Here is a 16,702-nt window from a genome sequence, read left to right on the forward strand (position 1 = left end):
GGGGGTGATCAGCCTTCCTGGAGGGTGGTGAGGCCGTGCTCGATGAAGACCGGGACGAGATCGCCGATGCGGTCGAAGCCGGCGCCGACGGTCCGGCCCAGGGTGTAGCGGTAGTGGATGCCCTCCAGGATCACGGCGAGTTTGAACCAGGCGAACGCCGTGTACCAGGAGATGGCGGAGGTGTCCCGGCCGGAGCGGGCGGCATAGCGCTCGATCAGTTCGGCGGGGGAGGGGTGGCCCGCCGCGCCGCTGGTGGTGGAGACCGGCGAATCCGCCAGACCGAGGTCGGAGCTGTACATCACCAGCAGGCCGAGGTCGGTCAGCGGGTCGCCGAGCGTCGACATCTCCCAGTCGAGGACGGCCTTGATCCGGTCGTCCGAGCCGATCAGGACGTTGTCCAGGCGGTAGTCGCCGTGCACGACGGTGGGCGCGGGGGAGGCGGGCAGCTCGCGCCCGAGCGCGGCGTGCAGTTCGTCGATGCCGGGCAGCTCGCGGTTGCGCGACGCGTCCAGCTGCTTGCCCCAGCGGCGCAGCTGTCGGTCGAGGAAGCCCTCGGGGCGCCCGAAGTCGCCGAGTCCGACGGACTCCGGGTCCACGGCGTGCAGCGCGACGAGGGTGTCGACGAGCCCGAGGACCGCCTCCCGGGTGCGCTCGGGGCCCAGCGGGGCGAGCTGCTCGGCGGTGCGGTACGGGGTGCCCTCGACGTACTCCATGACGTAGAAGGGCGACCCGATCACCGAGTCGTCCTCGCAGAGCAGCACCGGCTCGGGCACCGGAACGGCCGTCGGGTGCAGGGCGCTGATCACCCGGTGCTCGCGCCTCATGTCGTGCGCGGTGGCCAGCACATGGCCCAGCGGGGGCCTGCGGACGACCCAGCGGCCGGTGCCGTCCGAGACGGTGTACGTCAGGTTCGACCGGCCGCCCTCGATCAGCCGGGCTTCGAGCGGTCCGCTCACCAGCCCCGGCCGCTCGCGGTCGAGATGTCCGCGCAGCCGGTCGAGGTCGAGACCTGGCGGGGGGACTGAGCTCATCGTGCGCACCTCCGAGGGGTGAAGGACGGTCGGAGACCATCATGCCGACCAGTCGGTATGTCGTCCAGTGCGTGCCCGGGATCCATCGGGTGGAGTCGCGTCCGGATCCGGCGGGCGGACTCGCGTCCTACTTGGCGCGGAGTCTGGTATTCAGTCGCATCCCTGAATAGGGTTCACGTATGAATACAGAGCTGCTGATCGACGAAGTCCGGCTGACCCCGATCCTGATAGCCGACCCGCCCCTGCTCAACACCCAGGGCGTCCACCAGCCCTACACCCCGCGGCTCATCGTGGAGGTCGTCACACGCGGTGGGGTCACGGGTATCGGCGAGACGTACGGGGACGGCAAGTACCTCGAACTCGCCCGGCCGCTCGCCACCGCACTCACCGGACGCCCGGTCAGCGATCTGAACGGACTGTTCGCCCTGGCCGATGAGGTGTGCGGTGATTCACGCGCGGCCGACGACCGGGTCGACGCGGGCGGGCTGCGCGGCGTCCAGACCGCCGACAAGCTCAGGCTCTCCGTCGTCTCGGGCTTCGAGGTCGCCTGCCTGGACGCGCTGGGCAAGTCCCTCGGCCTCCCCGTGCACGCCCTGCTCGGCGGGAAGGTCCGCGACAGCGTCGAGTACAGCGCCTATCTCTTCTACCGCTGGGCCGCTCACCCCGAGGGCGGCGAACAGGACGACTGGGACGCCGCCCTCGACCCGGCCGGAGTCGTCGCCCAGGCCCGGCGCTTCGCCCGCGAGTACGGCTTCTCCTCCTTCAAACTCAAGGGCGGCGTCTTCGAACCCGACCGGGAGATCGCCGCGATCCGCGCCCTCGCCGAGGAGTTCCCCGGGCAGCCGCTGCGCCTCGACCCCAACGGCGCCTGGTCCGTCGAGACCTCGCTCCACGTCGCCGAGCAGCTGAAGGACGTACTCGAATACCTGGAGGACCCGGCGAGCGGCACGGACCTGATGGCCTCGGTCGCCGCCGGCACCGAGGTACCGCTCGCCACCAACATGTGCGTGACCACCCTCGCCGAGGTGCCGGAGGCCTTCGCCCGTGGCGCCGTGCAGGTCGTCCTCTCCGACCACCACTACTGGGGCGGGCTGCACCGTACCCGTGAACTGGCCGGGATCTGCCGCACCTTCGGCGTCGGACTCTCCATGCACTCCAACACCCACCTCGGCATCAGCCTCGCCGCGATGACCCATGTCGCGGCCACCGTTCCCAACCTCGACTACGCCTGCGACAGCCACTACCCCTGGCAGACCGAGGACGTCATCACCGCCCGCCATGTCTTCCGGGACGGCCGGCTCACCGTGTCCGACGCACCCGGGCTAGGTGTCGAACTCGACCGCGAACGCCTGGCCGCGCTGCACCGGCGCTGGCTCGACGACGACGGCACGATGCGCGAGCGCGACGACGCGGCCGCGATGCGCAAGGCCGAGCCGGGGTGGGAGACGCCGACGATCCCGCGCTGGTGACGGGCCCGTCGCCCGGGACACGACGGCCTGACTTGCGGGGGCCCGGACCCGCACCGAAGGTCGGTGCATGAAGGCGATCAGCTACAGCGGGTACGGCGGGGCCGACGTCCTGGAGTACGGCGAGCGGCCCGACCCCAAGGTCGGCCCGGACTCCGTCCTGGTGAAGGTGCGGGCCGCGGCCGTCAATCCGGTCGACTGGAAGGCCCGCGAGGGCTACCTGGACGCCGCACTGGAGGCCGTGTTCCCGGTGATCCCCGGCTGGGACGTGTCCGGCGTCGTCGTGCAGCCCGGCACGGCCGTCGACGAGTTCGCGGTCGGCGACGAGGTCATCGGCTATGTGCGGGAGGACTTCCTCAGCCGCGGCACGTTCGCCGAATACGTCGCCGCGCCCGTGCGCACCCTCGCCCGCAAGCCGCTGAGCCTGAGCTTCGAGGAGGCGGCCGGACTGCCGCTGGCCGGTCTCACCGCCTACCAGGTCCTGCACCGCGCCCTGCGGATCCGCGACGGCGACACGGTCCTCGTCCACGCGGCGGCCGGCGGGGTGGGCTCCTTCGCCGTCCAGCTCGCCCGGCATGCCGGCGCCCGCGTCATCGGCACCGCGAGCGAGCACAACCACGATCATGTCCGGCAGCTCGGCGGGGAACCGGTGGCCTACGGGGACGGCCTCGCCGACCGGCTGCGGGCCCTGGCCCCGGACGGCGTCGACGCCGCGTTCGACACCGTCGGCGGCGAGGCGCTCCGGGTCTCCGCCGAAGTGCTGAAGCCCGGGGGTCGCCTGGCCTCCGTCGCGGACGGCGAGGTCCTCGCGTACGGCGGCCGCTACGCCTACGTACGACCGGACGCGAAGGACCTCACCCATCTGGCCGAACTGGCCGAACAGGGCATCGTCACGGTCCATGTGGAACGGGTCTTCCCGCTGGAACAGGCGGCGGACGCCTACCGGCTGAACGAGCAGGGGCGCACCCGCGGAAAGATCGTCGTCACCGTCCCCTGGGAGGTCCCGGACCTCCCGCCGGACGTCTGACGGGCCTTCGTACCCGGACCTCTGACGGCCGCCCGCGCCCGGCGCCCGGAACACTCAGAACAGCATGGCCGCGGCGAACACCGCGAGCGCGACCGTGCACGCCGCCGCGGTCAGCGCGCCACGTGCCGACAGCGGTCGCGGCCGCGCGGTCCCCATCCCGAGCACCCGCAGGTGCGCCACCCGCAGGAAACCCAGCCAGGCCAGGGCGCTCAGCGACACCGCCACGATCGCGGCCGGGCCCGCCCCGCCGTGCAGCGCCTGCTTGACCGCCAGCAGCGCCACCACCGTGCACGACAGCGTCGTACGCCGCCAGGCCAGCCGGGTCCGCTCGGGCTGCAGCCCGGGGTCGCGCTCCGGGGTGGTCACCGCCCCTCCCAGCCGAAGAGGACCACCACCACCATCGCCACGGCGACGACCGCGACGGCCAGTCCGAGCAGCGTCGGGAACCGCGAGACCGGAAGGTCCTCCCCGCGCCGCATCGCCCGTTCGCACCGCACCCAGTGGTTGACCGCCCGCAGCGCGCACAGCACACCGGCCGCCAGCAGTGCGAGCGCCAGACCGGCGCGCATGCCCCAGGCCAGCTCCGGCAGGAACTGGTCGACCGCGAACCCGCCGCCGATCAGCGCCAGAGCCGTCCGGATCCAGGCGAGGAAGGTGCGCTCGTTGGCGAGCGAGAACCGGTAATCGGGGGTGTCGCCCTCTTCGCGGATGCGCTGCGGTGCGAACCACAGCCGCAGGCTCTGTACGAATTCGTTCACGCGTGAACCTTATCTGCCGCTTTGCCGGTGATCGCCGGTCGGGCTCAGGAGGCCGTTCCGGCCGCCCGGAAGGCGCGCAGCCGGTGGTACGCCGCCAGGCCGTCCGGCACCCACTCCCGGTCGCCGATCTGCCGCGCCAGCTCGTCATCGGTGAGGAAGGTGTGCCAGGCGACCTCCTCCACCTGCGGGTTCACCGGCAGCTCGCACCGTACCTGGTAGACGTACGACCACCAGGAGTGCCCGGCGTGCTCATAGAGGAACTTGAAGAGCGGTTCGGGCCGGGGAAGCCCTGACACCCCCAGCTCCTCCTCGGCCTCCCGCAGCGCCGCCTCGTCGTACGACTCACCGGCGCCGACCACCCCGCCGACGAACATGTCGTAGCGGGACGGGAAGACCAGCTTGCCCGGGGTCCTGCGGTGGACGAAGAGCCGGCCCTCCGCGTCCCGGGCCTCGATGAAGACGCAGCGATGGCGAAGGCCCCGCGCGGTCGCCTCACCGCGCGGGGCCTGCCCCACGACCACGTCGTTCTCGTCGACGATGTCCAGGATCTCGTCAGAGGGAGTCATGCTCCCCATCCAACATCAGACCATCGCGGGACGATCACTGCCCCATGACGTACTTGACGGTCGGGCCCGTGGTCCAGCCGCCGTCCACGGCCAGCTCGGCACCGGTGATGTACGAAGCGGCGTCCGAGAGCAGGAACGTGACCGCCTCCGCGATCTCCGGGGCCTCGCCGACCCGGCCCATCGGGGTGTTCGAGTAGTTGCCCTCGCCCTGCTGGATGCCGACGGACGCGGTCATCGGCGTGTAGACCATGCCGGGGTGCACCGAGTTCACCCGGATCCTCGCCGTGCCGAGCTCCACCGCGCCGACCTTCGTCAGGCCGCGCACGCCCCACTTCGAGGCGCCGTAGCTGGAGGTCAGGGCGAGGCCCATCAGACCGGCGGCCGAGGAGATGTTGACGATCGAACCGCCGCCGTTCTCCTTCATCACCGGGATCACCGTCTTCATGCCGATGAAGACGGCCGTCAGGTTGATGTCGATGACCTTGCGGAAGTGCTCCACGGTCTCGGTCTCCAGCGGCTGGCCGGTCGACACCCCGGCGTTGTTGACCAGCCCGTCGATCCGTCCGAACTTGGCGAGGGCGAACTCCGCGACGCGCTGCCAGTCCTCCTCGGAGGTCACGTCGTGGTGCATGAAGCGGGCCTTGGCCCCCAGCTCCGTGGCGGTGGCGGCGCCTTCCTCGTCGAGCACATCGGTGATCACCACATGGGCGCCGCCCGCCACCGCGAGGCGGGCGGCCTCGGCGCCCAGGCCCCGGGCGCCGCCGGTGATGATGACGGTCTTGTCGGTGAGGTTGCTCTTCTCGGTCATGTCGCTTCCTTCATGTGGTGCAGGTGGCAAGTGGTGCGGTGGTACGTGGCGCGGGTGGTCACGCGCTGCCCGGCACGGGGGCGTGCAGGAACGCGGTGGTGGTCTCGACGAGATCGGCGAGGAAGAGCTCGTCGCCGGTCAGCGGTTCGGTGCCGTCGAGACGCTGGCGGGCGCGGTCGGCCAGCGCCGCGCCGATCAGGGTGAGCGCCAGATCCAGGCGCTCCAGGCGCACCGGACCGGGCAGGCCGCCCAGGCAGTCCCCGATGCGGCGGATCAGACGTCCGTAGTCGGTGCCGTCCAGGACCGGGTGCAGCCGCCCGGTCCGCAGCCCGGTCTCATGGCTGAGCCGGGCCGAGATCCGCAGGCAGCGGCGACCGCGGTCGTCGGCGAGCAGGCTCGCCTCGGCCGTCACCAGCGCGGTGAGCAGCTCCCGTACGCCGCAGTCCGCGCCCAGCGCGTCGAGCAGGGGTGCCATCACCTGTTCGGTACGGGCCTGGCGGCCCGCCATCACCGCGTCGAGCAGCCCGGCCCGGGAACCGAAGTGGTACTGGACCGCGGAAGGGTTGCTCTGCCCGGCCAGCCGGACGATGTCCCGCAGCTGGGCGCCGTCCGGTCCCTGCGCGGCGAAGATCTCCTCGGCCGCGCGGATCAGCTTGTCCCTGGTCTCCTGCCCCGACGTTCGCGCCATGGCACCATTCTAATGCTGGCCATTATTAAAAACCAGTGCGGACGGCCGCTCGGGACCGACGGCCCCGCTCAGTTCGGCTGGAGGCTCTTCTCGCGGCGTCCGCCCACCGGGCCCTCCGGCATCGCCGGATGCAGTCCGAGCAGCACGATCCCGACGACGATCGCGGCGAGGCCGACCGCCTGCCAGGCCAGCGCGCCGGTGTCGGTGCGCAGCTGGTCGCCTAGGAAACCGACCCCGCAGGCGATCCCGGCCAGCGGCTGGGCGGCGGTCAGCGGGGGCAGCGAGACCCGGAGCGGGCCCGTCTCGAACGCGCTCTGCACCAGCAGCAGCCCCGTCACCCCCAGCGCCACCACCGCGTACGGCTGCCACGCCGTCACCAGCGCCGCCCACCCGTCGTCGGACAGCCGCTGGCCGCTGACCCGGGTGAGCGCGTCCTGCAGTCCGTACAGCAGTCCGGCCGCCACGGCGAGCAGCGCGGGGGCGACCCCGGACTCGGAGCGTTTGGCGAAGGCGGTCAGCAGCAGCGCGGTGCCCACCACCACGCCGATCACCAGCCAGTGCCGCAGCGGGCTGGTCACCGCCTCGCCGCCCTGCGGCTGGCCCGCCAGCAGAAAGGTGGCGACCCCGCCGGCCAGCAGCCAGAGACCGGCCCAGCCCTGATGGCCGAGCCGCTGACCGGTGCGATGGCGTGACAGGGCCATCGCGAAGAGCAGATTGGTCGCGAGGAGGGGTTCGACGACGGACACCTCGCCCTTGCCCAGGGCCAAGGCGCCCAGCACCATGCCGCAGACCATCAGCCCGATCCCGGCCAGCCAGCTCGGCACCCGCATCAGGTCCAGCAGCAGCCGGGGGGAGAGGTAGTCGCTCCTCGGGGCGTGCGAAGCGGCGGCCTGCTGCAGGACGAAGCCGAATCCCAGGCAGCAGGCGGCACTCACGGCGAGCACGAGGACCAGCACCGACACGCTTCTACCTCGAGTCAGGCCAGAAGTGGGTGATTTGTACCGACGATAGCGCTTGCGTCCCGGGGACGCGGCCGGAGCGCGGCCGACCGGGCGGTTGACGCCGCAGCGGCCGGTGCCGAAGATCTGACGCACGAGTAACTTCCGGCTCCGGAGACGGCTCGGCGACGGTTCGGAGCCGGACCGTGGCCGCGACCGGATCGCCCCGACAAGGATGGAACCCATGGCGTACGACGCTGATGTGATCGTTATCGGGGCAGGGCTCGCCGGTCTGGTGGCCACCGCCGAGCTGGTCGACGCCGGCCGCTCGGTGATCCTGCTCGACCAGGAGCCCGAGCAGTCGATCGGCGGACAGGCGCACTGGTCCTTCGGCGGTCTCTTCCTCGTCGACTCGCCCGAGCAGCGCCGGATGCGGATCAAGGACAGCCATGAGCTGGCCCTCCAGGACTGGCTCGGCACGGCGGGCTTCGACCGGAAGGAGGACCACTGGCCGCGGAAGTGGGCCGAGGCGTACGTCGACTTCGCGGCCGGTGAGAAGCGCCCCTGGCTGCACGCCCAGGGGCTGCGGATCTTCCCCGTCGTCGGCTGGGCCGAGCGCGGCGGTTACGACGCGAACGGCCACGGCAACTCCGTACCCCGCTTCCACATCACCTGGGGCACCGGCCCCGGCATCGTCGCCCCCTTCGAGCGCCGGGTGCGCGCGGGCGTCGCCAAGGGGCTCGTGGAGTTCAGGTTCCGTCACCGGGTCACCGGACTCGGCCGCACCGCGGGCGATGTCGACACGGTGACCGGCGAGGTGCTGGAACCGAGCGCCGCCGCCCGGGGCACCGCGAGCAGCCGCCGGGCGACCGGCACGTTCGAGCTCAGGGCCCAGGCGGTGATCGTCACCTCCGGCGGCATCGGCGGCAACCACGACCTGGTGCGCAAGCAGTGGCCCCGGCGGCTCGGGACCCCGCCCGCGAAGATGCTCTCCGGCGTGCCCGCCCATGTCGACGGGCTCATGCTCGGCATCGCCGAGGAGGCGGGCGCCCACCACATCAACCGCGACCGGATGTGGCACTACACCGAGGGCATCGAGAACTGGAACCCGATCTGGGCCAAGCACGGCATCCGGATCCTGCCCGGACCGTCCTCGCTCTGGCTGGACGCCCGCGGCAAGCGGCTGCCGGTCCCGCTCTTCCCGGGCTTCGACACCCTCGGCACCCTCGAACACATCATGAGGTCGGGCCACGACTACACCTGGTTCGTCCTCGACCGGAAGATCATCGGCAAGGAGTTCGCGCTCTCCGGATCCGAGCAGAACCCGGATCTGACCGGAAAGTCGATCCGCGGCGTGATCGGCCGGGCCCGAGCCGACGTACCGGCCCCGGTGAAGGCGTTCATGGACCACGGGGTGGACTTCGTCGTCGAGAAGGACCTCGCCGCGCTCGTCCGGGGCATGAACGCGCTCACCGAGGAACCGCTGATCAACGAGGCCGAACTGCGCCGCGAGATCACCGCACGCGACCGCGAGATCGCCAACCCCTTCACCAAGGACCTCCAGATCACCGCGATCCACGGAGCCCGCGCCTATCTCGGCGACAAGCTGATCCGTACGGCGGCACCGCACCGCATCCTCGACCCCAAGGCCGGCCCGCTGATCGCCGTGCGGCTGAACATCCTGACCCGCAAGTCGCTCGGCGGACTGGAGACCGACCTGTCCTCCCGGGTGCTGACCGCGGACGGCACCCCCCTGGCCGGTGTGTACGCGGCAGGGGAGGCGGCCGGTTTCGGCGGCGGCGGGGTGCACGGCTACCGCTCGCTGGAAGGGACCTTCCTCGGCGGCTGCATATTCTCCGGCCGCGCGGCCGGCCGGGCGGCGGCGAAGGCGGTCGGCTAGGGCCTGTCCGGCGGATCAGGGTCTAGGGGCGTCCTGAAGATCTCGAAAATACGCCAGACTTGCACCTCTTTGTGCTGATTGGCGTCTGTCGGCAATCCGGGGTGAACCGGGTGGCCGGGCAAGATCTTCAGCGGTCCACCGGGGCTGAATCGCCCTGGTATCTCCTGTGGGCTCTCGGCTCCGTTCGAACGGGGGGCGGGCGGGACGGCCCGCGCCTCGGAACGCGTGGGTACCGTCATTTGGATGATCTCAATCGTGTTGATCATCACGCCGTGCCTACCGAACGTGTGAGCTAGCGTTCCGAAGCGTGATCAACAACGCCTCACTCCCCTCCGACCAGGCAGCTTCGACCGTTGCGGCGCTGACGCGGGCGCTCTTCGGTGAACGGCTGGAAGAGCTCCACGCGCCCTGGCGCAAGCTGTTCAGTACCGAGCCGTTCCGCTTCAGGGAAGGGCTGTCTCCTGATGAACGTGCCGCACTGTCCTACGAACGTTTACACCTGATCAACGACGCGCTCGACAAACCCGAGGACTTCGTGGTCGATGTGGAGCGGCTCGCGGCACTCCACGAATGGGTCGGCCCGGTGGACGCGGGACTGGGAACAGTGGCGAGCATCCACTACAACCTCTTCCTCGGCAGTCTCCTCGACCATGCGCCGGGTCCGGACCGTGATCTGGGGGAGTTGGCCGATCTGCGGCGTACGGGAACGTTCCTGTGTACGGAGGCCGGGCACGGCAACAGCGCCTCGCAACTGGAGACCACCGCCTCGTACGACCGGTCCGCGAGGGAGTTCGTGCTGCACACGCCCAGCGCGGCCGCACGCAAGTTCATGCCGAACACCAGCTCCATCGGCGGTCCCAAATCCGCTCTCGTCGCTGCCCGCCTCATCACGGACGGCAAGGACCAGGGCGTCTTCCTGTTTCTCACCCCGCTCAGCGACGACGCCGGGCTCCCCATACCAGGAGTCGGGATACGCAGGCTGCCGCAGACCGCCACCGCCCCCGTCGACCACTCCGTCACATCCTTCGACCATGTCCGGCTGCCCCATGGAGCACTCCTGCAGTCCGACCACGGGCGCCTCACACCGGAAGGCGACTTCACCAGTTCCATCGGCAGCCCCCGCAAGCGCTTCCTGCACTCCATCGGCCGCGTCACCGCCGGCAAGCACTGCATGAGCGCCTACAGCCTCGGAGTCATGCGTCACGCGCTCGCCGTAGCCGTACGGCACGCCCATACGAGGCAGACTTCCGGCGTGTCGGCCCGCGGCGATGTTCCGCTGTTCGCGCACCGCAGCCACCACGCCCCGCTCATCGACGCCATCGCGACCTCCTACGCCGCGACCCTCCTGCACCGCGTCGCAGTGCGGCAGTGGGCGCGGGCAACGGAGTCGGAGCGGGAGGACGGCGAGCGGTTCGCGGCCATAGCCAAGGGCTGGATCACCTGGCGGGCCCGCGCCGTCATGACCGAGTGCCGCGAACGCTGCGGTGCGCAGGGGCTCTTCCTGGCCAACGGAATCGCGGGCCAGTTGGCGGCCAACGAGGGAACCATCACGGCGGAAGGCGACAACCTCGTCATCTGGGTCAAGGCCGCGGGCGAGATGCTTCTCGGGCACTTCACTCCGAAGGAACCCCAGGAGGCACCGCCCGAGGACCGCGACCTCGGCGATCCCGCCTTCCTCCAGGACCTGTTGTCCGACATCGAACGCATCTGGCACCAACGAGCACGTACCCGCCTGCGCAGCCGAACGGCCCGTGATCCCCTCAATCGATGGAACGCCACCGTCACACCTGCTCTGGAACTGGTCGACGCCTACGCACACTGTCAGGCCGCCCAATCCCTTCTGGACGCGGCCACCCGGGCCACCGACCCGGAGGCGCGGCGTCAGCTGGGTTTGCTGCACCGGCTGTTCACCCTGCGCCGGGTCGCGGCTCACAGTGGAGACCTGCTCGCGGAGGGGTATCTGACCGGCGACCAGGTGAGGCAGCTCCCCGACGCGGCCGAGAGCGTCGTCGCGGACCTCGCACCCCACGCCATGACTCTCACGAACGGATTCGCCCTCGCGGACGAGGTCTTCCTCGACCACCCCATCAACCGTGCCGAAGGCTTCGAAGGCAGCCTGCTGCCCGGGTGAGAGCCTCCATGCCTGTTCATCGGGGCGACGGCGCGCCCGGAAACAGCTGACACCCTCGGAGGAACGGGCCGCACCCGAAGGCCGGGTTCGGCCCGTTCCACGCCATGGACGTGAGGCGACTGGCGCCCGGCAGGGTCCGAGTCCGGCGCCACGCGCTGCCTGGAACTGCCGCTGCTCCTGGGCTCCCGGGCCGCCTGGCAGCAGTCCCCGATGCTGGGGACACCCCTTGGGAAGAGGCGGACGCGCTGGGCAGGGCGACGCGCGCCACGTGGACCGGCTTCGCCCGCACCGGCCGTCCCGGCACCGTGACCCCGCCTCTGACCTGCCGCGGGATCCCTGCCCCGCAGCCCGTGGGCCACCGGCCCCGCCCACGGCCCCCGGTCGGCCGCGCGCACAGCCCGGCAGCGGCTACCGCTCCTTGGTTCCCACCACGGGGTCCAGCAGCTCGACGACCCGGAACCGTTCGGCGACGACCATGGTGTTGTCGTCGACGGTGAAAGCCGGGTCGCCGAGCGCCTCCCGCATCTCCTCGCCGTGCCAGAACTTCTCGTGCCCCGCGCGCCACTCGGCGACCGACGTGTCGCCCTCGCCCTCGTCGATCACATGCTGGAGGTCCACGTCGCCGAGGCGCAGCACCCGTACCTCCGTCACCTCCAGCACCGCGGTCTCGCGGCCGTCCGAGTCGATCAGCGCGGACCGCTCACCCACCGGAGGCAGCTCCTCCTTCTCCGCCTCGTACTCCGCGAGCAGCCCGGTCGTCGACACCTTCGTACCGGCGAGCACCGCCCCCACCAGCTGATCGCGCAGCGGTCCGGGGAAGGCGAGCAGAAAGGGCTTGAGGGGTTCACGGTTCGACATGGCGCCAAGTCTGACATGTCCCCCGGGGCGCGGTGCCGGGGCGTGCGCCCGGCCGGGGCTGTCAACTGTGCGCCGGGCGAGCGGAGTTGGGGGCGGGTCCGGGCAGGTGGCCCGCGGCCCCTGGCGGCCGGCGGCGTCGACTGGTCGAATGGCCGGGTGAACAGTCGACCTCCCGACACCGAAGGCGCCCCCGTGGGCCGCCGTCTCGTCCTGGCCATGCTCGGTCTGGGCGCCGCCGGGGTCGTCGCGGCGCCCGTGCTGCAACGCACGCTGGAATCCGGCCTGGGCGCCGTCGCCGACAAGGACCCCACCGGACTGACCGGCCTGCTCCCCAACGGCGGCGGCTTCCGCTACTACTCCGTCGCCTCCTCCGTACCGAAGAGGAGCGCGGACGACTACCGGCTGACCGTCGACGGCCTCGTCGACCACCCGGCCACGTACACCCTGGCCGACCTGAAGGGCCTGCCGCAGACCCGCATGGTCCGTGATGTCCAGTGCGTCACCGGCTGGCGGGTGCCCGGGACGCCCTTCGAAGGGGTGCGGCTCTCCGCGCTGCTGGACGCGGCGGGCGTACGGGCCGGGGCGAAGGCCGTCCGCTTCACCTGCTTCGACGGCGCCTACAGCGAGAGCCTCACGCTCGCGCAGGCGCGCCGCGCCGACGTGCTGGTCGCGCTGCGCCTGCGGGACCGGCCGCTGACCCACTCGCACGGCGGGCCGGTCCGGCTCTACGTGGCCCCGATGTACTTCTACAAGTCGGCGAAATGGCTCTCCGGGATCACCGTCACCGACTCCGTGCGCCCCGGCTACTGGGAGGAGCTCGGCTATGACGTCGATGCCTGGGTCGGCCGGTCCAACGGCCGTGACGACGCCCCCACCGCCTGAGCGCGTCCAGCGCTTCACCGGCGCGGAGCGCTGGGTGCACCGGACCACGGCGACGCTGATGCTGGTGTGCGTGGCGGGCGCGGCCTGCCTGTACGTACCCCAGCTCGCCGAGCTCGTCGGCCGTCGCCGTCTCGTGGTCACCGTGCACGAGTGGTCCGGGGTGCTGACCCCGGCACCCTTTCTGGCCGGTCTGCTGTCCCGGGCGTTCCGGGCCGATCTGTCCCGGCTCAACCGCTTCGGGCCGCACGACCGGCGGTGGCTGCGGGCCGTGTGCCGCCGCGACCACCGGCCGGGGGCCCGCCCGGCCGGGAAGTTCAACGCCGGGCAGAAGCTGTACGCGGCATGGATCGCGGGCGCGACGCTGGTGATGACGGGCACCGGGGTGCTGATGTGGTTCACCGGCCTCGCGCCGCTGCTGTGGCGCACGAGCGCCACCTTCGTCCACGACTGGCTGGCGCTCGCCATCGGGATCGTGCTGGCCGGGCACATGGCAATGGCGCTCGCCGACCCGGAGGCACGCCGTGGCATGCGCACCGGGTCGGTCGAGCGCCATTGGGCACGGTCACAGCATGCGCTGTGGGGGGAGGACCGTGCGGGCGGCAGGTCGCCGGGACAGGCCCTAGGGCCTGTCCCGGCGGATCATGGCCGGGGTCGCGGCGGCTGACACGGCACCTCGCAGCGTTGCCGAAACGTCCGAATAGCTCCGCTATTAGGACGCTCCGGCGCCTTGCGATGCACCGCACCAGCCGCCGCGCCCTGTCCGACCCTGATCCGCCGGACAGGCCCTAGACGACTAGCGAAAGCAGCAGGATGAAGGCCAGCGAGACCACGGAGATGATGGTCTCCATCACCGACCAGGTCTTCACCGTCTGGCCGACGTTCATGCCGAAGTACTCCTTCACCAGCCAGAACCCGGCGTCATTGACATGGCTGAAGAAGAGCGAGCCCGCGCCGACGGCGAGGACCAGCAGAGCGGCGTGGGACGTCGACATGTCGGCGGCCAGCGGGGCGACCAGACCGGCCGCCGAAATGGTGGCCACGGTCGCCGAACCGGTCGCGAGCCGGATCGCGACGGCGATCAGCCAGCCCAGCAGCAGCGCCGGGATCGACCAGTCCTTGGAGAAGTCCAGGATCATCTGGCCCACGCCGGCGTCGATCAGGGTCTGCTTGAACCCGCCGCCCGCGCCCACGATCAGCAGCACACCGGCGATCGGGGCAAGGGACTTCTCGACGGTGGTGGAGAGCCGGCCCTTGGAGAAACCGGCCGCCCGGCCCAGCGTGAACATGCCGACTATGACGGCCGCCAGGAGCGCGATCAGCGGCGAGCCGATCACATCGGTGACCTTCTGGAGGCCCTGCTCCGGGTCGTCCACGACGATGTCGACCAGGGCCTTGATCAGCATCAGCACGACCGGCAGCAGGATGGTCGCCAGGGTGGCGCCGAAGCTGGGACGACGGTCGAGATCCTCCGAGGGACGCTGCGGAATCATCTTCTCCGGAGCCTTGATGTCCACCCAGCGCGCCGCGTAGCGGGAGAAGAGCGGCCCCGCGATGATCACGGTCGGGATCGCGACCAGCACACCCAGCGCCAGCGTGACACCGAGGTTGGCGCCGAGGGCGTCGATCGCCACCAGCGGGCCGGGGTGCGGCGGGATCAGACCGTGCATCACGGAGAGACCGGCCAGCGCCGGGATACCGATCCGCATCAGGGAGAAGTTGCCGCGCTTCGCGACGAGCAGCACCACCGGGATCAGCAGCACGATGCCGACCTCGAAGAAGAGCGGCAGGCCGATGATCGAGGCGATCAGGACCATCGCCCACGGCATGGAGCGCCTGCTCGCCTTCGCGAGGATGGTGTCGACGATCTGGTCCGCGCCACCGGAGTCGGCCAGCAGCTTGCCGAGGATCGCGCCGAGCGCGATGAGTACACCGACACCCGCGACGGTCGAGCCGAGGCCGGCGGTGAAGCTCGCGATCGTCCTGGCCGGGGCGGCACCGGCGAACGAGCCGAGCGCCAGCGAGCCGATGGTCAGCGCGAGGAACGCGTGCATCTTGAACTTGGTGATGAGCAGAACGATGACGGCGATGCCCGCCAGAACGGCGATACCCAACTGCGCGTTGCCTGCCGAAGTGATCGGTTCGACGGCGTCCGCTGCCAACATCTCGACGCTGAGACTGGTCACGGTGGTGATCCTTAGTTATCGAGCCGGCGCAACGCGGCGACGGCTCGCTGGGTGATTTCTTCGGGGGTGCCGGACACATCGACCGAGACGCCGGCCTCGTCCTCCCGCAGCGGCTGGAGGGTGGCGAACTGCGAGTCGAGCAGCGCGGTGGGCATGAAGTGCCCCTTGCGCTCCGCCATGCGTGCCTCGATCAGAGCCCGGTCGCCGGTCAGGTGGAGGAAGACCGCGCCGGGTGCCTCGGCGCGCAGCCGGTCCCGGTAGGCCCGCTTGAGCGCCGAGCTGCTCACCACTCCGCCGAGCTCCGCCCGGCCGTGCGCCCACTGGCCGATCGCGTCGAGCCAGGGCCACCGGTCGGAGTCGTCCAGCGGAGTGCCGGCCGACATCTTGGCGATGTTCACCGCGGGATGGAAGTCATCGCCCTCTGCGTACGGAACGCCGAGTTCGGCGGCGAGCAGGGGGCCGATCGTGGTCTTGCCGGTCCCTGCTACGCCCATCACCACGACGACGTGGGGGGTGCTCATTGGTGGTGCCTCGCAGTCTTGTTCGACGTCTTCCTCGACATCGGTCCGTCGCGCTACTGAAACCTATACGTACGACTTATTCAAGATGCTGTGACGTAAACGTCGTACTTTTTGTTCCTGAAGGCCGCCCCGTAGGCTGTGCTCATGACCACACAGGGCCCTGGGCTGCATACACATGTGCTGGACACCCTGGGTCTGGAGATCGCCGCGGGGGAGCACCGGCCGGGGCAGGTCCTGCGCACCGATGAGCTGGCCCAGCGCTTCGACGTCTCGCGCACCGTCGTACGCGAAGTGATCCGCGTCCTGGAGTCCATGCACCTGGTCGAGTCCCGGCGCCGGGTCGGCGTGACCGTGCGGCCGACCGAGGCGTGGAACGTCTACGACCCGCAGGTCATCCGGTGGCGGCTGGCCGGTGCCGACCGCCCGCGCCAGCTGCGCTCCCTGACCGTGCTGCGTTCGGCGATCGAACCCGTCGCGGCCGGCCTCGCCGCCCGCAACGCCACCCCGGAGCAGTGCGCTGCCCTCACCGAGTGCGCGCTCGGCATGGTCGCCACCTCGCGAGGCCAGCAGCTGGAGGGCTATCTGGAGCACGACATCGCGTTCCACCGGATCGTGCTCAACGCCTCCGGCAACGAGATGTTCGCGCGGCTCGGTGACGTCGTCGCCGAGGTCCTGGCGGGCCGCACCCACCACCAGGTGATGTTCGAGGACCCGGACCCGGCCGCGGTCACCCTCCACGTCCGGCTCGCCGAGGCGGTGCGCGAGGGCGACGCCGTGGAGGCGGAGCGGCTGACGAAGGAGATCGCGGTGGGCGCCCTGCACGAGCTGGACGTCCTCGCCCCCTGAGACCCGTACCGCGGCACCGTCCGGCAGACGTACGTCGGCGGCAGGCGGGTCCACGAGGCCTGAGACCCGCGGCGGCCCCCGCGGAACGATCGACGCTGT

17 protein-coding genes are annotated in these 16,702 nt (G+C 70.9%); 7 read left to right on the forward strand and 10 right to left on the reverse strand.

The genetic code is table 11. The annotated features are described in order from the left end of the window. Window positions 1–8: 8 nt before the first annotated feature. The gene (locus OG520_RS31920; RefSeq protein ID WP_406015433.1) at window positions 9–1,031 is read right to left on the reverse strand and encodes a phosphotransferase family protein; all 1,023 of its coding nucleotides are present in this window, start codon (window positions 1,029–1,031) and stop codon (window positions 9–11) included. 179 nt (window positions 1,032–1,210) lie between these two features. Here OG520_RS31920 and OG520_RS31925 point away from each other — a divergent pair, with 179 nt between their 5' ends. Both OG520_RS31925 and OG520_RS31930 read left to right on the forward strand, forming a co-directional pair. After that, window positions 1,211–2,500: a glucarate dehydratase family protein gene (locus OG520_RS31925; protein WP_406015434.1), complete on the forward strand. Its 1,290-nt coding sequence runs from the start codon at window positions 1,211–1,213 to the stop codon at window positions 2,498–2,500. Between the two features lie 67 nt (window positions 2,501–2,567). Continuing rightward, a complete protein-coding gene (locus tag OG520_RS31930) occupies window positions 2,568–3,524 on the forward strand; it encodes an NADP-dependent oxidoreductase (RefSeq protein ID WP_406015435.1) in 957 nt (318 codons plus the stop codon). 54 nt (window positions 3,525–3,578) lie between these two features. Here OG520_RS31930 and OG520_RS31935 read toward each other — a convergent pair whose 3' ends face one another. From OG520_RS31935 to OG520_RS31960, 6 genes are all read right to left on the reverse strand, one after another. Continuing rightward, window positions 3,579–3,890, reverse strand: a complete 312-nt coding sequence (locus tag OG520_RS31935) for a DUF202 domain-containing protein (RefSeq protein WP_266421506.1) — start codon at window positions 3,888–3,890, stop codon at window positions 3,579–3,581. Next, a complete protein-coding gene (locus OG520_RS31940) occupies window positions 3,887–4,282 on the reverse strand; it encodes a YidH family protein (RefSeq protein ID WP_399330143.1) in 396 nt (131 codons plus the stop codon). Before OG520_RS31940 ends, OG520_RS31935 begins: the two co-directional genes overlap by 4 nt. Before the next feature lie 44 nt (window positions 4,283–4,326). Then, window positions 4,327–4,848 (reverse strand): NUDIX domain-containing protein, encoded by a 522-nt coding sequence (locus OG520_RS31945; RefSeq protein WP_399330141.1) that lies wholly within the window; start codon window positions 4,846–4,848, stop codon window positions 4,327–4,329. Between the two features lie 34 nt (window positions 4,849–4,882). Beyond that, on the reverse strand, window positions 4,883–5,656 hold the full coding sequence (locus OG520_RS31950; protein ID WP_406015436.1) for a glucose 1-dehydrogenase: 774 nt from the start codon (window positions 5,654–5,656) through the stop codon (window positions 4,883–4,885). A 58-nt stretch (window positions 5,657–5,714) separates the two neighbouring features. After that, window positions 5,715–6,344 (reverse strand): TetR/AcrR family transcriptional regulator, encoded by a 630-nt coding sequence (locus tag OG520_RS31955; RefSeq protein WP_406015437.1) that lies wholly within the window; start codon window positions 6,342–6,344, stop codon window positions 5,715–5,717. A gap of 68 nt (window positions 6,345–6,412) precedes the next feature. After that, window positions 6,413–7,306 carry a DMT family transporter gene (locus OG520_RS31960; protein WP_399330137.1) on the reverse strand — a complete coding sequence of 298 codons (894 nt, stop codon included), beginning with the start codon at window positions 7,304–7,306 and terminating at the stop codon, window positions 6,413–6,415. A 220-nt stretch (window positions 7,307–7,526) separates the two neighbouring features. Here OG520_RS31960 and OG520_RS31965 point away from each other — a divergent pair, with 220 nt between their 5' ends. Together OG520_RS31965 and OG520_RS31970 are read left to right on the forward strand one after the other, a co-directional pair. Beyond that, window positions 7,527–9,182 (forward strand): FAD-binding dehydrogenase, encoded by a 1,656-nt coding sequence (locus OG520_RS31965; RefSeq protein WP_406015438.1) that lies wholly within the window; start codon window positions 7,527–7,529, stop codon window positions 9,180–9,182. Window positions 9,183–9,492: 310 nt separating this feature from the next. Continuing rightward, window positions 9,493–11,313 carry an acyl-CoA dehydrogenase gene (locus OG520_RS31970; protein WP_406016619.1) on the forward strand — a complete coding sequence of 607 codons (1,821 nt, stop codon included), beginning with the start codon at window positions 9,493–9,495 and terminating at the stop codon, window positions 11,311–11,313. A gap of 408 nt (window positions 11,314–11,721) precedes the next feature. Here OG520_RS31970 and OG520_RS31975 read toward each other — a convergent pair whose 3' ends face one another. After that, entirely contained in the window at window positions 11,722–12,171 is a 450-nt protein-coding gene (locus tag OG520_RS31975) for an ASCH domain-containing protein (protein WP_406015439.1), read from the reverse strand. A 216-nt stretch (window positions 12,172–12,387) separates the two neighbouring features. Here OG520_RS31975 and OG520_RS31980 point away from each other — a divergent pair, with 216 nt between their 5' ends. Together OG520_RS31980 and OG520_RS31985 are read left to right on the forward strand one after the other, a co-directional pair. Continuing rightward, on the forward strand, window positions 12,388–13,053 hold the full coding sequence (locus tag OG520_RS31980) for a molybdopterin-dependent oxidoreductase (RefSeq protein ID WP_399330289.1): 666 nt from the start codon (window positions 12,388–12,390) through the stop codon (window positions 13,051–13,053). Next, a complete protein-coding gene (locus tag OG520_RS31985) occupies window positions 12,995–13,717 on the forward strand; it encodes a cytochrome b/b6 domain-containing protein (RefSeq protein WP_406015440.1) in 723 nt (240 codons plus the stop codon). Before OG520_RS31980 ends, OG520_RS31985 begins: the two co-directional genes overlap by 59 nt. Window positions 13,718–13,838: 121 nt before the next feature. Here the strand turns inward: OG520_RS31985 and OG520_RS31990 are convergent, their stop codons facing one another. Continuing rightward, on the reverse strand, window positions 13,839–15,236 hold the full coding sequence (locus tag OG520_RS31990; RefSeq protein ID WP_399330133.1) for a gluconate:H+ symporter: 1,398 nt from the start codon (window positions 15,234–15,236) through the stop codon (window positions 13,839–13,841). Between the two features lie 11 nt (window positions 15,237–15,247). Continuing rightward, the gene (locus tag OG520_RS31995) at window positions 15,248–15,757 is read right to left on the reverse strand and encodes a gluconokinase (RefSeq protein ID WP_406015441.1); all 510 of its coding nucleotides are present in this window, start codon (window positions 15,755–15,757) and stop codon (window positions 15,248–15,250) included. A gap of 144 nt (window positions 15,758–15,901) precedes the next feature. On the opposite strand from OG520_RS31995, the gene OG520_RS32000 reads away from it, so the two are divergent. Further along, window positions 15,902–16,603 carry a FadR/GntR family transcriptional regulator gene (locus OG520_RS32000; protein ID WP_383769354.1) on the forward strand — a complete coding sequence of 234 codons (702 nt, stop codon included), beginning with the start codon at window positions 15,902–15,904 and terminating at the stop codon, window positions 16,601–16,603. Window positions 16,604–16,702 lie beyond the last annotated feature (99 nt).

The organism is Streptomyces sp. NBC_00984 (genome assembly GCF_045162475.1).
In the GTDB taxonomy this organism is placed as follows: domain Bacteria; phylum Actinomycetota; class Actinomycetes; order Streptomycetales; family Streptomycetaceae; genus Streptomyces.

Bases quoted from the DNA above. Each gene is read 5' to 3' on its own strand.
- OG520_RS31925 (WP_406015434.1), top strand. From the start codon at position 1,211: ATGAATACAGAGCTGCTGATCGACGAAGTCCGGCTGACCCCGATCCTG.
- OG520_RS31920 (WP_406015433.1), bottom strand. From the start codon at position 1,031: ATGAGCTCAGTCCCCCCGCCAGGTCTCGACCTCGACCGGCTGCGCGGA.
- OG520_RS31985 (WP_406015440.1), top strand. From the start codon at position 12,995: ATGACGTCGATGCCTGGGTCGGCCGGTCCAACGGCCGTGACGACGCCC.
- OG520_RS31965 (WP_406015438.1), top strand. From the start codon at position 7,527: ATGGCGTACGACGCTGATGTGATCGTTATCGGGGCAGGGCTCGCCGGT.
- OG520_RS31930 (WP_406015435.1), top strand. From the start codon at position 2,568: ATGAAGGCGATCAGCTACAGCGGGTACGGCGGGGCCGACGTCCTGGAG.
- OG520_RS31975 (WP_406015439.1), bottom strand. From the start codon at position 12,171: ATGTCGAACCGTGAACCCCTCAAGCCCTTTCTGCTCGCCTTCCCCGGA.
- OG520_RS31945 (WP_399330141.1), bottom strand. From the start codon at position 4,848: ATGACTCCCTCTGACGAGATCCTGGACATCGTCGACGAGAACGACGTG.
- OG520_RS31955 (WP_406015437.1), bottom strand. From the start codon at position 6,344: ATGGCGCGAACGTCGGGGCAGGAGACCAGGGACAAGCTGATCCGCGCG.
- OG520_RS31995 (WP_406015441.1), bottom strand. From the start codon at position 15,757: ATGAGCACCCCCCACGTCGTCGTGGTGATGGGCGTAGCAGGGACCGGC.
- OG520_RS31950 (WP_406015436.1), bottom strand. From the start codon at position 5,656: ATGACCGAGAAGAGCAACCTCACCGACAAGACCGTCATCATCACCGGC.
- OG520_RS32000 (WP_383769354.1), top strand. From the start codon at position 15,902: ATGACCACACAGGGCCCTGGGCTGCATACACATGTGCTGGACACCCTG.
- OG520_RS31980 (WP_399330289.1), top strand. From the start codon at position 12,388: ATGCTCGGTCTGGGCGCCGCCGGGGTCGTCGCGGCGCCCGTGCTGCAA.